Source organism: Streptomyces sp. NPDC033270 (genome assembly GCF_055576575.1).
Genome location: NZ_JBVIRA010000018.1, coordinates 178,848 through 197,810 on the forward strand (window position 1 = coordinate 178,848; position 18,963 = coordinate 197,810).

Annotated in this window: 11 protein-coding genes, 1 tRNA gene and 1 rRNA gene; 2 read left to right on the top strand and 11 right to left on the bottom strand. The window is 70.5% G+C overall.

Annotated features, from left to right (window positions below; translation table 11 throughout):
* Positions 1-128 precede the first annotated feature (128 nt).
* The 8 genes from ACZ5XZ_RS24585 to ACZ5XZ_RS24620 form a co-directional block, all read right to left on the bottom strand.
* On the bottom strand, positions 129-512 hold the full coding sequence (locus ACZ5XZ_RS24585) for a helix-turn-helix domain-containing protein (protein WP_046925688.1): 384 nt from the start codon (positions 510-512) through the stop codon (positions 129-131).
* Positions 513-606: 94 nt separating this feature from the next.
* A complete protein-coding gene (locus tag ACZ5XZ_RS24590; protein WP_468981507.1) occupies positions 607-1,143 on the bottom strand; it encodes a CinA family protein in 537 nt (178 codons plus the stop codon).
* A complete protein-coding gene (gene pgsA / locus ACZ5XZ_RS24595; protein ID WP_468981509.1) occupies positions 1,140-1,808 on the bottom strand; it encodes a CDP-diacylglycerol--glycerol-3-phosphate 3-phosphatidyltransferase in 669 nt (222 codons plus the stop codon). The genes ACZ5XZ_RS24590 and pgsA overlap by 4 nt, the downstream gene beginning before the upstream one ends.
* A complete protein-coding gene (gene rimO / locus ACZ5XZ_RS24600) occupies positions 1,805-3,295 on the bottom strand; it encodes a 30S ribosomal protein S12 methylthiotransferase RimO (RefSeq protein ID WP_468981512.1) in 1,491 nt (496 codons plus the stop codon). Before rimO ends, pgsA begins: the two co-directional genes overlap by 4 nt.
* Positions 3,296-3,400: 105 nt before the next feature.
* Positions 3,401-4,210 carry a helix-turn-helix domain-containing protein gene (locus ACZ5XZ_RS24605; protein ID WP_468981513.1) on the bottom strand — a complete coding sequence of 270 codons (810 nt, stop codon included), beginning with the start codon at positions 4,208-4,210 and terminating at the stop codon, positions 3,401-3,403.
* A 223-nt stretch (positions 4,211-4,433) separates the two neighbouring features.
* On the bottom strand, positions 4,434-7,205 hold the full coding sequence (locus ACZ5XZ_RS24610) for a DNA translocase FtsK (protein ID WP_468981516.1): 2,772 nt from the start codon (positions 7,203-7,205) through the stop codon (positions 4,434-4,436).
* A 92-nt stretch (positions 7,206-7,297) separates the two neighbouring features.
* On the bottom strand, positions 7,298-7,954 hold the full coding sequence (locus ACZ5XZ_RS24615; RefSeq protein WP_468981518.1) for a response regulator: 657 nt from the start codon (positions 7,952-7,954) through the stop codon (positions 7,298-7,300).
* 256 nt (positions 7,955-8,210) lie between these two features.
* Positions 8,211-13,733: a HAMP domain-containing protein gene (locus tag ACZ5XZ_RS24620; RefSeq protein WP_468981520.1), complete on the bottom strand. Its 5,523-nt coding sequence runs from the start codon at positions 13,731-13,733 to the stop codon at positions 8,211-8,213.
* Between the two features lie 259 nt (positions 13,734-13,992).
* On the opposite strand from ACZ5XZ_RS24620, the gene ACZ5XZ_RS24625 reads away from it, so the two are divergent.
* Both ACZ5XZ_RS24625 and ACZ5XZ_RS24630 read left to right on the top strand, forming a co-directional pair.
* A complete protein-coding gene (locus ACZ5XZ_RS24625) occupies positions 13,993-16,662 on the top strand; it encodes a SpoIIE family protein phosphatase (protein WP_468981522.1) in 2,670 nt (889 codons plus the stop codon).
* A gap of 154 nt (positions 16,663-16,816) precedes the next feature.
* The gene (locus ACZ5XZ_RS24630) at positions 16,817-17,863 is read left to right on the top strand and encodes a beta-propeller fold lactonase family protein (protein WP_468981523.1); all 1,047 of its coding nucleotides are present in this window, start codon (positions 16,817-16,819) and stop codon (positions 17,861-17,863) included.
* Between the two features lie 78 nt (positions 17,864-17,941).
* Here the strand turns inward: ACZ5XZ_RS24630 and ACZ5XZ_RS24635 are convergent.
* The 3 genes from ACZ5XZ_RS24635 to rrf all read right to left on the bottom strand — a co-directional run.
* Positions 17,942-18,017 (bottom strand) — tRNA-Thr (locus ACZ5XZ_RS24635).
* A gap of 61 nt (positions 18,018-18,078) precedes the next feature.
* Positions 18,079-18,756 (bottom strand): DegT/DnrJ/EryC1/StrS family aminotransferase, encoded by a 678-nt coding sequence (locus ACZ5XZ_RS24640; protein ID WP_468981525.1) that lies wholly within the window; start codon positions 18,754-18,756, stop codon positions 18,079-18,081.
* Between the two features lie 116 nt (positions 18,757-18,872).
* A 5S ribosomal RNA gene (rrf, locus tag ACZ5XZ_RS24645) occupies positions 18,873-18,963 on the bottom strand; the annotation flags it as partial.

Consider the following 18,963-nt stretch of genomic DNA (forward strand, 5'->3'; position numbering starts at 1 on the left):
TCTTTCCCGGGGGAGCCAGAGCGGCCCCCCCCCCTCCCCTCCCGTCCCCCCCCCCCCCCCCCCCCCCCCCCCCCCCCACCCCCGCCCCCCCCCCCCCCCCCGGGGCTCGGTACGTACGAACAGGGGTGTCAGGCCGCGACGACATCCACGACGTCGGCCGGCGACTTGATGGTCACGCGGTCCTCCGGCACACCGGCCAGGGACGTGACGGACACCGAATTGAGCTTCGGCCGCACCGGTGCCGGCACCGGGTCGCTCGCGGCCGCGGACGCTGCCAGCTCGGCGAGCGCGAGCTCGTCGCTGACCTCCCGCATGAGCTCGGACATGCGCACGTCCAGTGCGTCACAGATCGCCGAGAGCAGCTCGGAGGACGCCTCCTTCTGCCCCCTCTCGACCTCGGACAAATAGCCGAGCGATACCCGGGCGGAGGACGAGACCTCGCGCAGGGTTCGGCCCTGGCGCTGACGCTGACGGCGCAGCACGTCACCCAGCAGGCGACGAAGCAGAATCATCGCTGGCTCCCTCCTCGGACCTCGGATCCGGATCCTTCTCGCCCCACCGTACCGCCTCGGGCCGTACGCGTGCCGGGCGCAAGTACGTGTTCACTCAGGGCTGCAAACATCCATTCCCCCCGTGTTGTTCCGTATCCTGTGCCCGCGCATTTTCTGTCAGTTCGCTCAACAACAGTGCGAGCACGGCGTCGATGGTGTCCTGGCGGATCCGATGACGATCACCCGACAGCGCCAGCCGACGCACCGTCCCGGCCCCGCCCGGGCCCCGGACCGCCACGAAGACGGTGCCCACCGGCTGCCCGTCCTGCGGCTCCGGCCCGGCCACGCCGGTCGTGGAGATACCCCAGTCGGCACCCAGCACCCGCCGCACACCGTCCGCCATCTGCCCCGCGACCTCGGCGTCCACCGCCCCGCGCGCGGCCAGCAGGGCCCCGTCGACGCCCAGCACATCCCGCTTGACGTCGGTGGCGTACGCCGTGACCGAGCCCCGGACGGCCCGCGAGGCCCCGGGGACGGCGGTCAGCGCACCCGCCACCAGGCCGCCGGTCAGCGACTCGGCCACCGCCAGGCTCTGCCCCCGCCCGGCGAGCAGCTCCAGCGCCCCGGCCGCGACAGAACCCGGCCCGGTCACCGGCCCGTGTCCCTTGCCGCCCGCTCGGCCCGCTGCGCCCGCTCGGCCCGCTCACCGGCCAGCCCGGCCCGGCGCAGCATGACGGCCTGGCGGACGTAGTCGAGTCCGGTGGCGACGGTCAGCACGACGGCCACCGCCATCACCCACCAGCGGAAGGTCGCCAGTGGACCGGTCAGCACCAGCACGTACATACCGACCGCGGTCCCCTGCGCCAATGTCTTGATTTTGCCGCCACGACTGGCCGGAATGACCCCGTGCTTGATCACCCAGAAGCGCATCAGCGTGATGCCCAGCTCGCGGAAGAGGATCACGCCGGTCACCCACCAGGGCAGATCCCCCAGCACCGACAGGCAGATCAGCGCGGCCCCCATGATCGCCTTGTCCGCGATCGGGTCGGCGATCTTGCCGAAGTCGGTGACCAGGTTGTACGCGCGGGCCAGATGCCCGTCGAAAACATCGGTGATCATGGCGATGGCGAACGCGGCCCAGGCGAAGGCGCGCCAGGCCCGATCCGTTCCGTCATCGTGCATCAGCAGCATGACGAAGGCCGGCACCAGCACCAGCCGCAGCATCGTCAGGACGTTGGCGATGTTCCACAGCCCGGCCTGCCGGACGACCGGCGCCGTGCGCGGCCCACCAGCTGCGGAAGCCGGGACTCCGGTCATCTGCCCGCCTCCTCGGTACACCCCGTGCCGTCCACCGACAGCACCTCGGCCACGAGGTCCACGCCCTCGCACCCCACGACCTTTGCTTCGACCATACGACCGGGCAGCAGCTCCTGGCCGGTCGACAGCAGGGTGCTGCCATCGGTCTCCGGCGCCTGGTGCGCGGCCCGCCCGACGACACCGTCCTCGTCGTCGATCCGGTCGACCAGCACCCGCACCGTCTCGCCGATCCGCTCCTCGGCGCGCTGCGCGGTCAGCTCCTCGGCCAGCCGCGACACCCGCGCCAGCCGCTCGGCGACCTCCTCCGGATCGACCTTGTCCTCGTACGAGGCGGCCTCGGTGCCGTCCTCGTCGGAGTAGCCGAAGACGCCGATGGCGTCGAGCCGGGCCTCGGTGATGAAGCGCTCCAGCTCCGCCAGGTCGCTCTCGCTCTCCCCGGGGAAGCCGACGATGAAGTTGGAGCGGGCACCGGCCTGCGGTGCCTTCGTACGGATCTGCGCCAGCAGGTCCAGGAAGCGGTCGGTGTCGCCGAAGCGCCGCATCGCCCGCAGCACGCCGGGCGCGGAGTGCTGGAAGGACAGGTCGAAGTACGGCGCGACCTTGTCCGTGCCGGTCAGCACGTCGATCAGCCCGGGCCGCATCTCGGCCGGCTGCAGATAGCTGACCCGGATCCGCTCGATGCCGTCGACGGCCGCCAGCTCCGGCAGCAGCGTCTCCAGCAGCCGGATGTCGCCGAGGTCCTTGCCGTAGGAGGTGTTGTTCTCGGAGACCAGCATGATCTCCTTGACGCCCTGCTCGGCCAGCCAGCGCGTCTCCCCGAGCACGTCGGAGGGCCGGCGGGAGATGAAGGAGCCGCGGAAGGACGGGATGGCACAGAACGTGCAGCGGCGGTCGCAGCCGGAGGCCAGCTTCACCGAGGCGACGGGGCTTGCGTCCAGGCGGCGGCGCAGCGGCGCCCGCGGTCCGGACTTCGGGGCGACGCCCTCGGGCAGGTCCTCGGGAGCCGAGGCCAGCGCGTCTCCGTGGCCGGGCAGCGCCACCCCGTCGGCCTGCTGCCGCTCGGCCGGGCTGATCGGCAGCAGCTTGCGACGGTCGCGCGGCGCGTGGGCCGCCACGTTTCCGCCGCTCAGGATCGTCTGCAGGCGGTCGGAGATGTCGGTGTAGTCGTCGAAGCCCAGCACTCCGTCGGCCTCGGGCAGCGCCTCGGCCAGCTCCTTGCCGTAGCGCTCGGCCATGCAGCCGACGGCCACCACGGCCTGGGTTCTGCCATGATCCTTCAGATCGTTGGCTTCCAGCAGGGCATCGACGGAGTCCTTCTTGGCGGCCTCGACGAAGCCGCAGGTGTTGACGACGGCGACATCGGCATCGGCGGCTTCCTCGACGAGTTCCCAGCCGTCCGCCGCCAGGCGGCCGGCGAGTTCCTCCGAGTCCACCTCGTTACGGGCGCAGCCAAGGGTGACAAGGGCGACGGTACGGCGTTCGGGCATGGGGCTCAGCCTACTTCGTCCCGGACACACCCTTGGCGCGCAGGTCTCCGCCGCCGGCCCCGGGCGCCCCGAGCCGGGCGGCGGACGCCCTCGCGGCGGGCGCTCTCAGCCCGCCTGCGGGTCTCCCGGCGTGTAGCTGAGCCGCTCCACCGGGCCCTTCTCGCCGATCTCCTTGACTTCCTTGCCGTTGACGTACAGCTGTACGACCGGGGCGTTGCCGAGGACCAGGTCGATCCGCTTCTTGTCCGTGATCGTCTTGGACTCGCCCTGCTTGAGCAGGCTGTCCTCCAGCAGCTTTCCGTTGGCGTCCTTGGCGGACACCCAGCTCTGGCCGTCGCGGGCGGTGACCTTGATCGTGACCTTGTCCTTCGGCAGCCCGGCGACCGCACTGTCGGAGGGCTCGGGCTTGAGGGGCGGCTTGATCGTCGAGGGGTGGCGGGTGGGTGCCGGCGCGGGCTTGGCATTGGCGTCGCCGGCCGCGATCGGGCCGTTGTCGCTCCGCTCGCCGCCGCTGAAGAGCGTGAAGCCGACGAAGCCGACCACGGCGACGATCGCCGCGACCATGGCAGCCGTCCAGTTCGGCCGCCGCGGCTCGGAGCGGATCCGCTCGGCCTCGAAGATCGGGGCGGCGAGATCGGTCGGCGTGGGCCGACCACCGTGCTCGGCGTCGAACTGGTCGATCAGCGGATGGGGGTCGAGGGAGACGGCGCGAGCGAGCGCTCTGATGTGTCCCCGGGCGTAGACGTCGCCGCCACAGCGCGAGAAGTCGTCCTGCTCGATCGCCTGAACGATGGGGATGCGCACCCGCGTCGTCGTACTGACCTCTTCGACGGTCAGTCCCGCCGCGATACGGGCCTGCTGGAGGGCACGACCGACGGAAGGCCGGTCGGATTCGGGGGAGTTGCCGATGGACACGGGGGCGCCTTTCGAGCGTGTAGCCACCTGCTGGAAGTTCAGTCTAGGGGTGGAGCGAAAGGGTCGGGCAAGCGGGAGGGCGGAGTTTGTACGCCATCGGAACGCCCGCGGCGGTGCCAAGGGGTTGATGACGAAGCATCGTTCCCTCGCCTCCCTCAACTTGACGTGTCGGCAGGAGAAACGGTTGCGTGCTTCTCTCGTACGAGTGATCCGGATGTGTGTGCTACTGGGTAGCCTCCCCCCGGATCACCGCCAGCACTCCGTCCAATTCATCCGGCTTCACCAGAACGTCGCGCGCCTTGGAGCCCTCGCTCGGCCCGACGATGTTCCGGGACTCCATCAGGTCCATCAGCCGTCCGGCCTTGGCGAACCCCACCCTCAGCTTGCGCTGGAGCATCGACGTCGACCCGAACTGGGTGGAAACCACCAGTTCAGCGGCTTGACACAGCAGATCGAGGTCATCGCCGATGTCCTCGTCGATCTCCTTCTTCTGCTTGCTGCCCACGGTGACGTCGTCACGGAAGACCGGCGCCATCTGGTCCTTGCAGTGCTGGACCACCGCCGCGACCTCGGCCTCGGTCACAAACGCGCCCTGCATACGGACCGGCTTGTTCGCACCCATCGGCAGGAACAGCCCGTCGCCCTTGCCGATCAGCTTCTCGGCGCCCGGCTGGTCGAGGATGACCCGGCTGTCGGCGAGCGAGGAGGTGGCGAACGCGAGCCGGGAGGGCACATTGGCCTTGATCAGGCCGGTGACGACGTCGACGGACGGCCGCTGAGTGGCGAGCACCAGATGGATACCGGCCGCCCGGGCGAGCTGGGTGATGCGGACGATCGAGTCCTCCACGTCGCGCGGCGCGACCATCATCAGGTCGGCCAGCTCGTCGACGATCACCAGCAGATACGGGTACGGCGCCAGCTCCCGCTCACTGCCCTCGGGCGACGTGACCTTGCCGCTGCGCACCGCCTCGTTGAAGTCGTCGATGTGCCGGAAGCCGTAGGCCGCGAGGTCGTCGTAGCGCAGGTCCATCTCGCGGACCACCCACTGCAGCGCCTCGGCGGCCCGCTTGGGGTTGGTGATGATCGGCGTGATCAGATGCGGGATGCCCTCGTACGCGGTCAGCTCGACCCGCTTGGGGTCGACCAGCACCATCCGGACGTCCTCCGGCGTGGCGCGCACCATGACCGAGGTGATCAGGCAGTTGATGCAGGACGACTTGCCGGAGCCGGTGGCGCCCGCGACGAGCACATGCGGCATCTTGGTCATGTTGGCCATGACGTAGCCGCCCTCGACGTCCTTGCCGAGCGCCACCAGCATCGGATGGTCGTCGCCCGCGGCGTCGGCCAGCCGCAGCACGTCGCCGAGGTTGACCATCTCGCGGTCGGTGTTGGGGATCTCGATGCCGACCGCGGACTTGCCCGGGATCGGGCTGATGATGCGGACGTCGGGGCTGGCGACGGCGTAGGCGATGTTCTTGGCCAGCGCGGTGATCTTCTCGACCTTGACCGCGGGGCCGAGCTCGACCTCGTAACGGGTGACCGTCGGGCCGCGGGTGAAGCCGGTGACCGCGGCGTCGACCTTGAACTCCTGGAAGACCGTGGTCAGCGCGGTCACTATGGCGTCGTTCGCGGCGCTGCGGGTCTTGCCGGGGCCGCCCCGCGAGAGCAGGTCCAGCGAGGGCAGCGCGTAGGTGATGTCGCCGGACAGCTGCAGCTGCTCGGCGCGCGCCGGCAGCTCGCCGGACGGCTCGGGCGGGGCCTTGGTGAAGTCCGGCACGGACGAGGTCCGCTCGGCGGCGGACGGCGCCGGCTCCGCCTCGCGGGCCGGCGGCACCGTCCCGCCCTCCACCGCGGTGTCCTCGCGGCCGTACTCCCCGTGCTCCCCGGAGATGCCGCTGCTGAGCCCGGCGACGAGCGGTGAGGGCTGGACCCCGTGCAGCACCGCGCCGTCCAGCGCCGCGGCGGCCGCGGCGGCGACATCCACCGCGTCCATCGGCCGGTCCGGGGCGGACTGCGCGGCAGCCCGGCGCGGGCGCCGCCGCTTGGCCAGCGCCGCTTCCTCTATGGCGTCCGGGTCGGTCGTGGCGGGCGTCGCGGCGGCGCCGCGCCGCGGCGTGCGGACGGGCCGCTCGCGCCACTCCTGCGCGTAGTCCTCGACCTCGTCGAAGTCCGCCTCGGGCTCGGCGGGGTGCACCACGCCCAGCCGCACGCCGAGCGCCCGCAGCCGCTGCGGAATGGCGTTCACCGGCGTCGCGGTGACCACCAGCACCCCGAAGAGGGTCAGCAGCGCCAGCAGCGCCACGGCCAGGGTCTGCCCGACGGTGAAGATCAGCGGCTTGGACGCCACCCACCCGACATAGCCGCCGGCGTCCTGTATGGCGGGCAGCCCGTCGTTGCGGCCCGGCGATCCGCACGCCATCGCCACCTGTCCCAGCACGCCGACGACCAGCGCGGACAGCCCGATGACGATCCGGCCGTTGGCCTCCGGCTGCTCGGGGTGCCGGATGAGGCGTACCGCGATGCCGCCCAGCAGTATCGGTACGACCAGGTCGAGCCGGCCGAACGCACCGGTCACCAGCAGCTCGACGAGATCGCCGACCGGCCCGGAGAGGTTGGACCAGGTGCCGGCCGCGATGACCAGCGCCAGGCCGAGCAGCCCCAGCGCCAGGCCGTCCTTGCGGTGCGCCGGGTCGAGGTTCTTCGCGCCGCGGCCCATGCCCCGGAACACCGCCCCGATGGCGTGCGCGAGGCCCAGCCAGCAGGCGCGGGCGAGGCGGTAGACACCGCCGGTCGGTGACGGCGCGGGTTTCGGCGCGGCCTTCTTGGCCGGTGCCTTCTTCGCCGGGCTCTTCTTCGCCGCCGCCTTCTTGGCGGCCGGTCTCGCGGGCGCCTTCTTCGCGGCGGTCTTCTTGGCCGCGCCCCCGGACCGTCCGGCGCGCTGCTTCGAGGGGCCCGCCGCGCTCTGGGTTCCCTTGCCGGACGTACGTGAGGCCATGGCGACGAGATTACAGGCGACCGCGGGCATGACACGAGCGCACGGCGCTTCACCCATCCGTGTCGCGCGCCCGCCTCATGAAAGGCAGTCAGCTAACTCGCGGTACCCGACCCCGGCTCCAGGGCGTCCAGGGCTCTGCGCAGCCCGGTCAGCTTGCGCTCCAGATGGGCCGCGGTGGCCACCGCGGCGGCGTCCGCCGTCTCGTCCAGCTGTTTGGAGAGCGCCTCGGCCTGCTCCTCGACCGCGGCCAGCCGCGCGGAGAGCTCGGCGAGCAGTCCCGCGGACTCCCTCGCCTCGTCGGCGCTCGGCCGGCCGCCTTCCAGCTGCAGCCGCAGCAGGGACGCCTGCTCCCGCAGTTGGCAGTTCTTCATGTACAGCTCGACGAAGACCGAGACCTTGGCGCGCAGCACCCACGGGTCGAACGGCTTGGAGATGTAGTCCACCGCGCCGGCCGCATAGCCGCGGAAGGTGTGGTGCGGGCCGTGGTTGATGGCCGTGAGGAAGATGATGGGGATGTCACGGGTGCGCTCGCGCCGCTTGATGTGCGCGGCGGTCTCGAAACCGTCCATACCCGGCATCTGCACATCGAGCAGAATGACCGCGAAATCGTCCGTGAGCAGTGCTTTGAGCGCTTCCTCCCCGGACGATGCCCGCACCAGTGTCTGATCGAGCGCGGAGAGGATCGCCTCCAGCGCCAGCAGATTCTCCGGCCGGTCATCGACCAGGAGGATCTTGGCCTTCTGCACCATGGCCCGTCCTCCTCGCCCCGGCATGGAACCGGACGCCGCCCCAGGGGACGACTCCGTCATGCCGCCCGTCCTTGTGCCGGTCATGGTAGCTGCACCCCGCCTGTCGCCACACCCTGTCACCGCGATGTCACTGTGCACGTAGCAGAAACGCAGACAGAGACCAGAAGGTTCCCCGGATCCTGCGCTTCCACACGTCCACGGCGACACTCAGTCAACACGCGGTGATCCTCTTTCGGCTCCCATACTGGACGCCCCGTCACTCCGCGCGCATCCATTGCTCCATGACCGACAGCAGATGATCGGTATCCACCGGCTTGGTCACGTAGTCGGACGCCCCGGCGTCGATGCTCTTCTCGCGGTCGCCCTTCATCGCCTTCGCGGTCAGCGCGATGATGGGCAGCCCGGCGAACTGCGGCATCCGGCGGATCGCGGCCGTGGTCGCGTACCCGTCCATCTCCGGCATCATGATGTCCATCAGCACCAGGACGATGTCGTCGTGCTGTTCGAGCACCTCGATGCCCTCCCGGCCGTTCTCCGCGTACAGCACCGACAGTCCGTGCTGCTCCAGGACGCTGGTGAGCGCGAAGACGTTGCGGATGTCGTCGTCGACGATCAGCACCTTCTCGCCGTGGAAGCCGCCGTCGAAGGCCGGATCCACCAGATCCTGGCCGTTGCCGATCCAGGGCTCCTCGGCGGGCCGCTGGGCGCTCGGCTGCGCCGGCGCCGGGGACGGGGTGGGCGGCGTGGGCGGCTGCGCCGCGGACGTCGGCCGGCTGGGCAGCGCGAACCGGCGCTGAGCCCCCGAAACCGCCCGGCGGCGACGCCGGTTGAGGCTGCCACCGGCACCCGCCTCGCGGAGCTGCGCCTCCTCGGCCTCCTGCAGCACCACCTCGGTCTCGCGCGCCTCCGCGTCCATCGCCAGACCGCCGGCGACCAGCTGCGGATAGCCCTGCGGCGGCAGTCCGCCGGGGTTGTGCGGCAGGTAGAGCGTGAAGGTGGAGCCGCGGTTGGGCTCACTGGCCGCGTGGATCTCGCCGCCCAGCAGGCGGGCGATCTCCCGGCTGATCGACAGGCCCAGGCCGGTGCCTCCGTACTTGCGGCTGGTCGTGCCGTCCGCCTGCTTGAACGCCTCGAAGATGACGCGCATCTTGCTGGACGCGATGCCGATGCCGGTGTCGGTCACCGAGAAGGCGATCATGTCGGCGTCCGGGTCGCGCAGCGAGCCGTGCTCCAGCAGCTGCTCGCGGATGGCCACCGGGACGTCCGCGCCGGCCGGCCGGATGACCAGTTCGACGGCGCCGGTGTCGGTGAACTTCACCGCGTTGGACAGCAGGTTGCGCAACACCTGCAGCAGCCGCTGCTCGTCGGTGTGCAGCGTGGCGGGCAGCTCCGGCGAGACCCGTACGGAGAAGTCGAGCCCCTTCTCCGCGGTCAGCGGCCGGAACGTGGCCTCCACGTAGTCGACGAGCTGGACCAGCGCGATCCGCGTCGGGCTGACGTCCATCTTGCCGGCCTCGACCTTCGACAGGTCCAGGATGTCGTTGATCAGCTGGAGCAGGTCGCTGCCGGCGCCGTGGATCGTCTCGGCGAACTCGACCTGCTTCGGGGAGAGGTTCCCCTCGGCGTTGTCGGCCAGCAACTTGGCCAGAATCAGCAGGGAGTTCAGCGGCGTCCGCAGCTCGTGCGACATGTTCGCCAGGAACTCCGACTTGTAGCGCATCGAGACCGCGAGCTGCTCGGCGCGCTCCTCCAGGACCTGCCGGGCCTCCTCGATCTCGGTGTTCTTCACCTCGATGTCGCGGTTCTGCGCCCGCAGCTGCTCGGCCTTCTCCTCCAGTTCGGAGTTGGACAGCTCCAGCGCGCGCTGGCGGCTCTCCAACTCCGCCGAGCGCTCGCGCAGTTGCTCGGTCAGCTCCTGCGACTGCTTGAGCAGCACCTCGGTCTTGGTGTTGACCGAGATGGTGTTGACGCTGGTCGCGATCATCTCGGCGATCTGGCTGAGGAAGTCCTTCTGGATCTGGGTGAACGGGTGGAAGGACGCCAGCTCGATCACGCCGAGCACCTTGTCCTCGAAGAGCACCGGCAGCACGATCACGTTCGCCGGCGGCGCCTCGCCGAGCCCGGAGGCGATCTTGAGGTAGCCGGAGGGCACGTTCTCCACCAGGATCGTGCGCCCCTCCTCCGCCGCCGTGCCGATCAGCGTCTCGCCGGGCTTGAAGGTGGTCGGCATACCGCCCATCGCGTAGCCGTACGAGCCCATCAGCCGCAGCTCGTACGCACCCGGCTCGCCGCCGTCCGCGCCGATCTCCCGGCTGTCGGGCTGCGCCGCGAGGAAGAACGCGCCGTGCTGCGCGGAGACCGCCGGCGACAGCTCGCTCATGATCAGGGTGGCGACGTCCTTGAGGTCGCGCCGGCCCTGCATCAGACCGGAGATCCGGGCCAGGTTGCCCTTGAGCCAGTCCTGCTCCTCGTTGGCCAGGGTGGTCTCGCGGAGCGTGGAGATCATGGTGTTGACGTTGTCCTGGAGCTCCAGGATCTCGCCGGCCGCGTCCACGTCGATCCGGACGTTGTGGTCGCCGAGGGTGACCGCCGCGGCGACCGCGGCGATGGCGCGCACCTGGCGGGTCAGGTTGCCGGCCATCTCGTTCACCGACTCGGTCAGGTCGCGCCAGGTGCCGGCCACGCCCCGTACCTGTGCCTGGCCGCCCAGCTGGCCCTCCGTACCCACCTCGCGGGCCACCCGGGTGACCTGCTCGGCGAAGGACGACAGCTGGTCGACCATGGTGTTGATGGTGGTCTTCAGCGCGAGGATCTCGCCGCGCGCATCGATGTCGATCTTCTTGGTCAGGTCGCCCTTGGCGATGGCGGTGGTGACCATGGCGATGTTGCGGACCTGGCCGGTCAGGTTGTTGGCCATGGAGTTCACCGACTCGGTGAGGTCCTTCCACGTGCCGGCGACGCCGGGGACGCGGGCCTGACCGCCCAGGATGCCGTCGGTGCCCACCTCGCGGGCCACCCGCGTGACCTCGTCGGCGAACGACGACAGCGTCGTGACCATCGTGTTGACCGTGTCGGCGAGCTGCGCGACCTCGCCGCGCGCCTCGACCGTGACCTTCTTGGTGAGGTCTCCGTTGGCGACCGCCGCCGAGACCTGCGAGATGTTACGGACCTGGATGGTCAGGTTGTTGGCCATCAGGTTGACGTTGTCGGTGAGGTCCAGCCAGATACCGGTCGCGCCCGGCACCCGCGCCTGACCGCCCAACTGGCCCTCGGTGCCCACCTCACGGGCCACCCGGGTCACCTGCTCGGCGAACGACGACAGCTGGTCGACCATCGTGTTGACGGTCGTGACCAGTTCGAGGATCTCACCCTTGGCGTCGACGGTGATCTTCTTGGACAGGTCGCCGCGGGCCACCGCCGTCGTCACCTCAGCGATGTTGCGCACCTGCGACGTCAGGTTGTTCGCCATGAAGTTGACGGACTGGGTGAGGTCCTTCCACGTACCGCTGACGCCCTGCACCTCGGCCTGGCCGCCCAGGATGCCCTCGGTGCCCACCTCGCGGGCGACCCGGGTGACCTGCTCCGCGAACGAGGAGAGCTGGTCGACCATGGTGTTCAGGGTGTTCTTCAGCTCCAGGATCTCGCCCCGGGCGTCGGCGTCGATCTTCTGCGACAGATCGCCGCGCGCGACCGCCGTGGCGACCTGCGCGATGTTGCGGACCTGGGCCGTCAGGTTGCCGGCCATGCCGTTGACGGAGTCGGTCAGATCGCGCCAGACGCCCGCGACGCCGGGCACCTGCGCCTGGCCGCCCAGCCGGCCGTCCGTGCCGACCTCCCGGGAGACCCGGGTGACCTGCTCGGCGAACGCGGAGAGCTGGTCGACCATCGTGTTGATGGTGTTCTTCAGCTCCAGGATCTCGCCGCGCGCGTCCACATCGATCTTCTGCGACAGGTCACCGCGCGCGACCGCCGTCGTCACCTGCGCGATCTGCCGCACCTGCGAGGTGAGGTTGCCCGCCATGAAGTTGACGGAGTCGGTCAGTTCCTTCCAGGTGCCGCTGACGCCGTCCACCCGGGCCTGACCGCCCAGCCGGCCCTCGGTGCCCACGTCCCTGGCCATCCGCGTGACCTGGTCGGCGAAGGAGGACAGCTGGTCCACCATCGTGTTCACGGTGTTCTTCAGCTGCAACATCTCGCCGGAGACGTCGACGGTGACCTTCTGCGACAGGTCGCCGTTCGCGACCGCGGTCGTCACCTGGGCGATGTTGCGCACCTGCCCGGTCAGGTTGCGGAACGCGGTGTTGACGGAGTCCGTCAGGTCCTTCCACGTGCCCGCGGCCCCGGGGACCGCCGCCTGGCCGCCCAGCTCGCCCTCGACGCCGATCTCCCGTGCCACGCGGGTGACTTCGGCACCGAACGCCGAGAGCTGGTCCACCATCGTGTTGACGGTGTTCTTCAACTCCAGCATCTCACCGGCGACATCGACGGTGACCTTCTGCGAGAGATCGCCGTTGGCGACCGCGGTCGTCACCTGGGCGATGTCCCGCACCTGACCGGTCAGGTTCCGGAAGGCGTTGTTCACCGAGTCGGTGAGGTCCTTCCAGGTGCCGGCCGCGCCCGGTACCTGCGCCTGGCCGCCGAGCTGGCCCTCGGCCCCGACCTCGTTCGCCACCCGCGTCACTTCGTCCGCGAAGGTGCGCAGCGTCTCGGTCATGGTGTTGATGGTGTCGGCGAGCTGCGCGACCTCGCCGCGCGCGCTGACGGTGACCTTCTGCGACAGGTCGCCGTTCGCGACGGCCGTGGTGACCTGGGCGATCCCGCGCACCTGTGCGGTGAGGTTCCCGGCCATGAGATTGACCGAATCCGTCAGGTCCTTCCACACGCCGGCGACGCCGGGGACCTGCGCCTGCCCGCCGAGCTCACCCTCCGTACCGACCTCGCGGGCGACCCGGGTCACCTCGGAGGCGAAGGAGGACAGCTGGTCCACCATCGTGTTGACGGTGTTCTTCAGTTCGAGCATCTCGCCGGCGACATGGACGGTCACCTTGCGCGACAGGTCACCCTTGGCGACCGCGGTCGTCACCAGAGCGATATCACGCACCTGAGCCGTCAACCGGGAGGCCATGGTGTTGACGGACTCCGTGAGGTCCTTCCACGAACCGGACATTCCGCGCACCCGGGCCTGCCCGCCGAGCTTGCCCTCCGTACCGACCTCACTGGCCACCCTGGTGACCTCGTCGGTGAACGCGGAGAGCTGGTCGACCAGCCCGTTGACCGTACGGCCGACCTTGAGGAACTCACCGCGCAGCGGATGCTCCGAGGAGCTGTCCGAGCTGCGCGAGCGCAGATCCATCCGCTGCTCCAGGTCTCCCTCGGAGACCGCCGAGAGCACCCGTCCCACCTCGGACACGGGCCGTACCAGGTCGTCGACCAGGGCGTTCGAGGCGTCGATGGCCGCGGCCCAGGAGCCTTCGGCGGCGCCGACCTCCAGCCGTTCGGTGAGTTTTCCCTCACGCCCGACGACCCGGCGCACCCGCGCCAGCTCACCGGTCAGATGCAGATTGCGGTCCGCGACCTCGTTGAAGACCGCCGCGATCTCCGACATGACGCCGTCACCGGACACCGTCAACCGCTTGCGGAAATTCCCGTCCCGCATGGCGACCAGAGCGACCAACAGCCGATTCAGCGCAGCCGTATCCACCTCGGTCGTCCCGTTGCTCCGGGATCGTCCGCCTTTCGCGCGCGTGCTTGCGCCCCGCGCTGCTGCGCCAGACTCCACCGTGTCCCTCCCGAAGGGTCGACCGTTCCACCCGGGCTTTCTCTTGATACTTGCCCAGTGTTTCACCATGGCCCAACCAGGCCATAACAGTTCGGCAGCATCGCACACGTCCCAGGGCACGATTGGGGCGGAAACACACGTGACCGGCATCCTCGGGTGCGGCGAAGGTAAGTAACCTGGCATACGGCTGTCCACCCCCCCGGCCACGCTCCCGGGCGGTGGTACGAGCACGACAGGTATTCGGAGGGGCGCCGCGACCATGGGGGAGCAGATCACCGACACACGCATGAGGAGACCAGTGATCACCGCGCGGGCCACCGCAACCTTCGACCCGGTGGGGCGCTCGGTCGCCACTGCCCGTGCGTTCGTCCGTGACACCCTCCAGGGCTGGGGCTGCGCCGACATCGTCGACGACGCCGTCGTCCTCACCAGCGAGCTGGTCACCAACGCCGTGGTGCACGCCGGCACGGCCGCCGACGTGCTGTGTCTGCGCAATGACGGAGGGGTACGGATCTCGGTCGCCGACCGATACCCCGAACGTGAGATTCCACTCCAGAACGCCGGACAGGTCATCGTCCACCCGGACCGCGAGGGCGGCCGCGGCCTGCTGCTGTGCGGCGCACTGGCCTCCCGGTGGGGCGTGGAGTACACCGCCGCACAAAAGCACGTCTGGTTCCAGCTCGACCTCCCCGAGCGCCCCGCCGGCACCCGCTCCGCCGGCCCCGCCCTCCCCGTGGCCGCCCTCCCGGTCACCGACACCCGCGTGCGGGTCGCGGTGGTCCAGATCGACCGCGGCGGCTGCATCAGCTTCTGGAACGAGGACGCCCAGGACCTCTTCGCCTACGACCGCGAGCAGGTCATCGGCAAGCCGCTCACCGACTTCGCCGCCTGGCCGCACACCCCCGGCACCGGCACCGGCATCGCCGAGGCACTGCAGCTCTCCCGCTGGGAGGGCTCCTACGGCATGCGGGGCGCCGACGGCCGCGTCGTCCCCGTATACGCCTCCCACCTGCGGGTACGCGACGCCGACGGCGAGGCCTCCACGGTCTGCCTCCTGGTGCGCGACCACGAGCGCGCGATCCTGCAGAGCCCCCAGCGCACACCCGCCCCGGACGCCGCCTCCCAGGCCGCGCAGGCCGAGGGACGCCCCACCGACCCCTTCGAGGTCTTCATCGGCTCCCCGGCCCCCGACGACCTCGACGGCCTGCTCCAGCGCACGGTCGAACGCGCCCGCGACATGCTCGACGGCGACGCCGCCTACCTCCTGCTGGCCACCGACGACGAGACCGAGCTGGAGGTACGCGCCTCCACGGGCCTGCCCTCCGCCCGCCAGCGGTTCGCCCGCGTCCCCGTCGAGGCCGGATCCGGTCGCTACGGCTCCGCCCGGATGCCCGCCGTCCACGAAGACCTCACCGCCGTCCCCGGCGCCGTACCACTGCTCAGCGGCACGGGCATGCGCTCGGTCGTCACCGTCCCGCTGAAGGTCGAGGGACGGCTGACCGGCTCCCTGGGCGTCGCCGCCGAGGGACCCGGCCGCTACTCGAACGAAGAGGCGCTGCGCCTGCAGTTCGCCGCCGACCGCATCGCCCTCGCCGTCGAACGCGCCCGCCTGACCGAGCTGGAAAAGCTGCGCCGCGGCTCCCTGTCCTTCCTCGTCGAGGCCTCCGACCTCCTGGCCGGCACCCTCGACCGCGACCAGACCCTGGCCCTGATGGCCCAGATGACCGTCCCCACACTCGCCACGTGGTGCGCCGTCTACACCGTCGCCGACCAGACCTCCGAGCCCGAGCTCTCCTACGTCCTGCACGAGGACGAGGACCGCATCGACGGCCTCAAGACCCTCCTGATGAAGGTCGACCCGCCCGAGCCGGTCCCGACCCCGGGCGCCCGCGTATGGACCGCCCCCGGCGACGCCGCACACGACGCCGCCCTGCGCACCTCCATGCGCAGCCTGGGTCTGGGCAACTCCGCCCGCCCCTCCAGCGGCCCCGGCGCCACCCTCGCCACCGCCGCCGCCGTCGGCGGCGAGACCGTCGTACTCCCCCTCGTCGCCCGCAACCGCGTCATCGGCATGCTCACCCTCGGCAAGCCCACCGAGGAGCACTTCCGACAGGAGATCCTCGAACTCGCCGAGGACCTCTCCCGCCGGGCCGCCCTCGCCCTCGACAACTCCCGCCTCTACTCCGAGCGCACGGCCATCAGCCAGTCCCTCCAGCGCAGCCTGCTGCCGCCCGAGCTGCCCGACATCGCCGGCGTCGAGGTCGAGGTCATCTACCGCGCGGCCGGCGAGGGCAACGAGGTCGGCGGCGACTTCTACGACCTCTTCCCCATCCGCGACGGCGCCTACGGCTTCGCCATCGGAGACGTCTGCGGCACGGGCCCGGAGGCGGCGGCCGTCACCGGCCTCGCCCGCCACGCCCTCCGCCTGCTCGCCCGCGAGGGCTTCGGCGGCCCCGCCGTCCTGGAACGGCTCAACGCCGCCATCCTCGACGAGGGCGCCCGCAGCCGCTTCCTGACGCTCCTCTACGGCGAGCTGTGGCCGCAGGACGACGGCAGCGCCCTCCTCAAGGTCGTCTGCGCCGGCCACCCCCTGCCGCTGCGCCTGCGCCAGGACGGCACGGTCGAGCCGGCCGCCGAACCCCAGCCGCTCCTCGGCGTCATGGACGACCTCGAACTCTACGAGCAGACCGTCACCCTCGACCCCGGCGACGTCCTGCTGTGCGTCACCGACGGCGTCACCGAACGCCGCGAGGGCACCCGCATGCTCGGCGACGACGGCCTCACCGACGTCCTGACGACCTGCACGGGCCTGACCGCCGGCGCCGTCGCCGCCCGTGTGCTGCGCGCCGTGGAACGCTTCGCCGCCGAACCGGCCTCCGACGACATGGCCATCCTGGCGATGCGCGTCCCCGAGTTCCAGGCGAGCTGACCACCCCGGAGCAGCGGTCACCGCGGCCTGTGTGGGCTGCCTCACAGCCCGCCGGCCGCTGCCCCGGCATCACCGGCATCCTTGCGTGCGGTGCAGTGCACCCTTGCCCGACCTGCAGTGGAGTGAGCCCCAACGGCCGCGCACGATACGGCACATGACTCCTACCACCGCGGGTTCGCCCGGCGATCAGCTCGCCGTCGTCAGCCAGTCCGGCTCCACCGTCACCTTCTTCGACGCCGCCACCCATGAGCGCCTCGACGTCCTGCAGATGCCGCCGCAGCCGCACGAGCTGTGCTTCGACCCCGACCACCGGCTGCTCTACTGCGCCAGCACCTACCGCTCCGGCTTCTACCACGCCAACCAGGGCCGGTCGCACGAGATCACCGTCATCGATGTCGACACCCGCACCATCGTCGCGACCCTCGACCTCTCCCCCGACCACGCCCCGCACGGCCTGGCCCTCGACTGCACCCGCGCCCGGCTGTACGCGAGCGTCGAGGCCACCGACACCGAGCCGGGCGGCGTCGTGGTCATCGACACCCGCACCCACGCCCGCCTCGGCCGGATCTCCACCATGGCCCCCGGCCCGCACTGGTTCGCCCTCACCCCCGACGGGCGGCACGGCTACGCCACCAACAAGGAAGCCCCGTTCGTCTCCGTCGTCGACCTCGACCGCGGGGTCTGCACCAACCGCATCCCCGTCCCCGGCAGCGAGGGCCTCGCCGTCTCCCCCGACGGCCGTCATGTCTACGTCGCCGCCCCCAAGGTCGAGTTCCCCACGCCGTCGCCGGCGCCCACGGCCCTCCACGTCATCGACACCACGACCCACGAGACCGTCCGCACGCTGCCCACCAAGGGGCAGACGATGCCCGTCCACGCCACCGCCGACGGCACTCTCCTCGCCGGCGAACTGCGCCAGGACGCCGGCCCCGGCGGCCCGCTCGGCAGCCAACTCCCGGGCGTCCTGACCGTCTTCGCCCCCGACACCCTCATTCCCCGCGGGGAGGCACAGGTCGGGCGATTCCCCCTGACCATCACCTCCTCCCCCGACGGCCGCCGCGCGTACGTCTCCGGCCTCCTGGACAGCACGGTGACCGTCGTCGACCTCCAGACCCTGCGCCCCGTCACCACCCTGACGGTCGGTCGCACCGACGATTCCGGTGCCCACGGCCTGGCCTATATCCCCTCAGCCAAGAACTGAGCCGCGTCCGCACACCGCAGCAATACCGCGTCCGCATACGACAAAGGCCCCCGCCGAACGGCGGGGGCCTTTGCCCTCTGGAGCCCCAATACGGAATCGAACCGTAGACCTTCTCCTTACCATGGAGACGCTCTGCCGACTGAGCTATTGGGGCGCAGCAACGGAAAGAATATTACCCCAACTCCGCGGCGACCACGAACCGGACAGCGCCGTGTCTAAAAGGCCGGCTGCAGCAATCCGCCCAGCGCATTGCAGGCACCGACCATCTTGTGCAGCTCCCGCCTGGACATCCCCATGTGCACGGGCAATGCCAGCGTCTCGTCCACCGCACGCTCGGTCTCCGGCAGAAACACATCCCGCCGCAGCCCCGGCATCCGGTAGACCGGCGCCAGTACGGGCACCTTGCACGCAACTCCCTTGGCACGCAACGCCCGACCGAACGCGTCCCGGTCCGGCCGCCCGTTCCCCGGCACCCGCACCACGTACTGCTCGTAGGTGTGCCCCGCTGCGGGCTTCGGCGTCCAGACCCCGTTGAGCCGGCTGTCCAGATACGCCGCATGCGCCCGACGCAGCTCCGCTCCCGCCGGATCCGCCCCGGGCTCGTCCTCCACCAGCACCAACAGCCCGTGCCGCTGCCCCACTTCACGGATCCAGCCGGTGTCGGCCCGCCGCCCGAACCGGTGGATCGCCACGACGGCAGCGGTCCGGCTGGTCACCGCGTCCGCAACCGCGGCCGGGTCCAGGCAGTAGCTCTCGGCATCCACATCGGCGAACACCGGCACCGCGCCCAACTCCACCACGGCCCGGGCCACTTCGGCGTTGCCGTACGCCGACAACACGACCTCGTCACCAGCGCGTACGCCGGCCGCCCTGAGTGTTCCCACTGTGCCCATGACGCGGATCCTGGTCAGATGAGGTGAACGTCGCGTTACACCCACCACCCGAAAATCAGAACAAAAAAGCTCTGGTCCCTGAACCACGAGGGTTCAGGGACCAGAGCTGAAGATTTGTTCGGCGGCGTCCTACTCTCCCACAGGGTCCCCCCTGCAGTACCATCGGCGCTGAAAGGCTTAGCTTCCGGGTTCGAAATGTAACCGGGC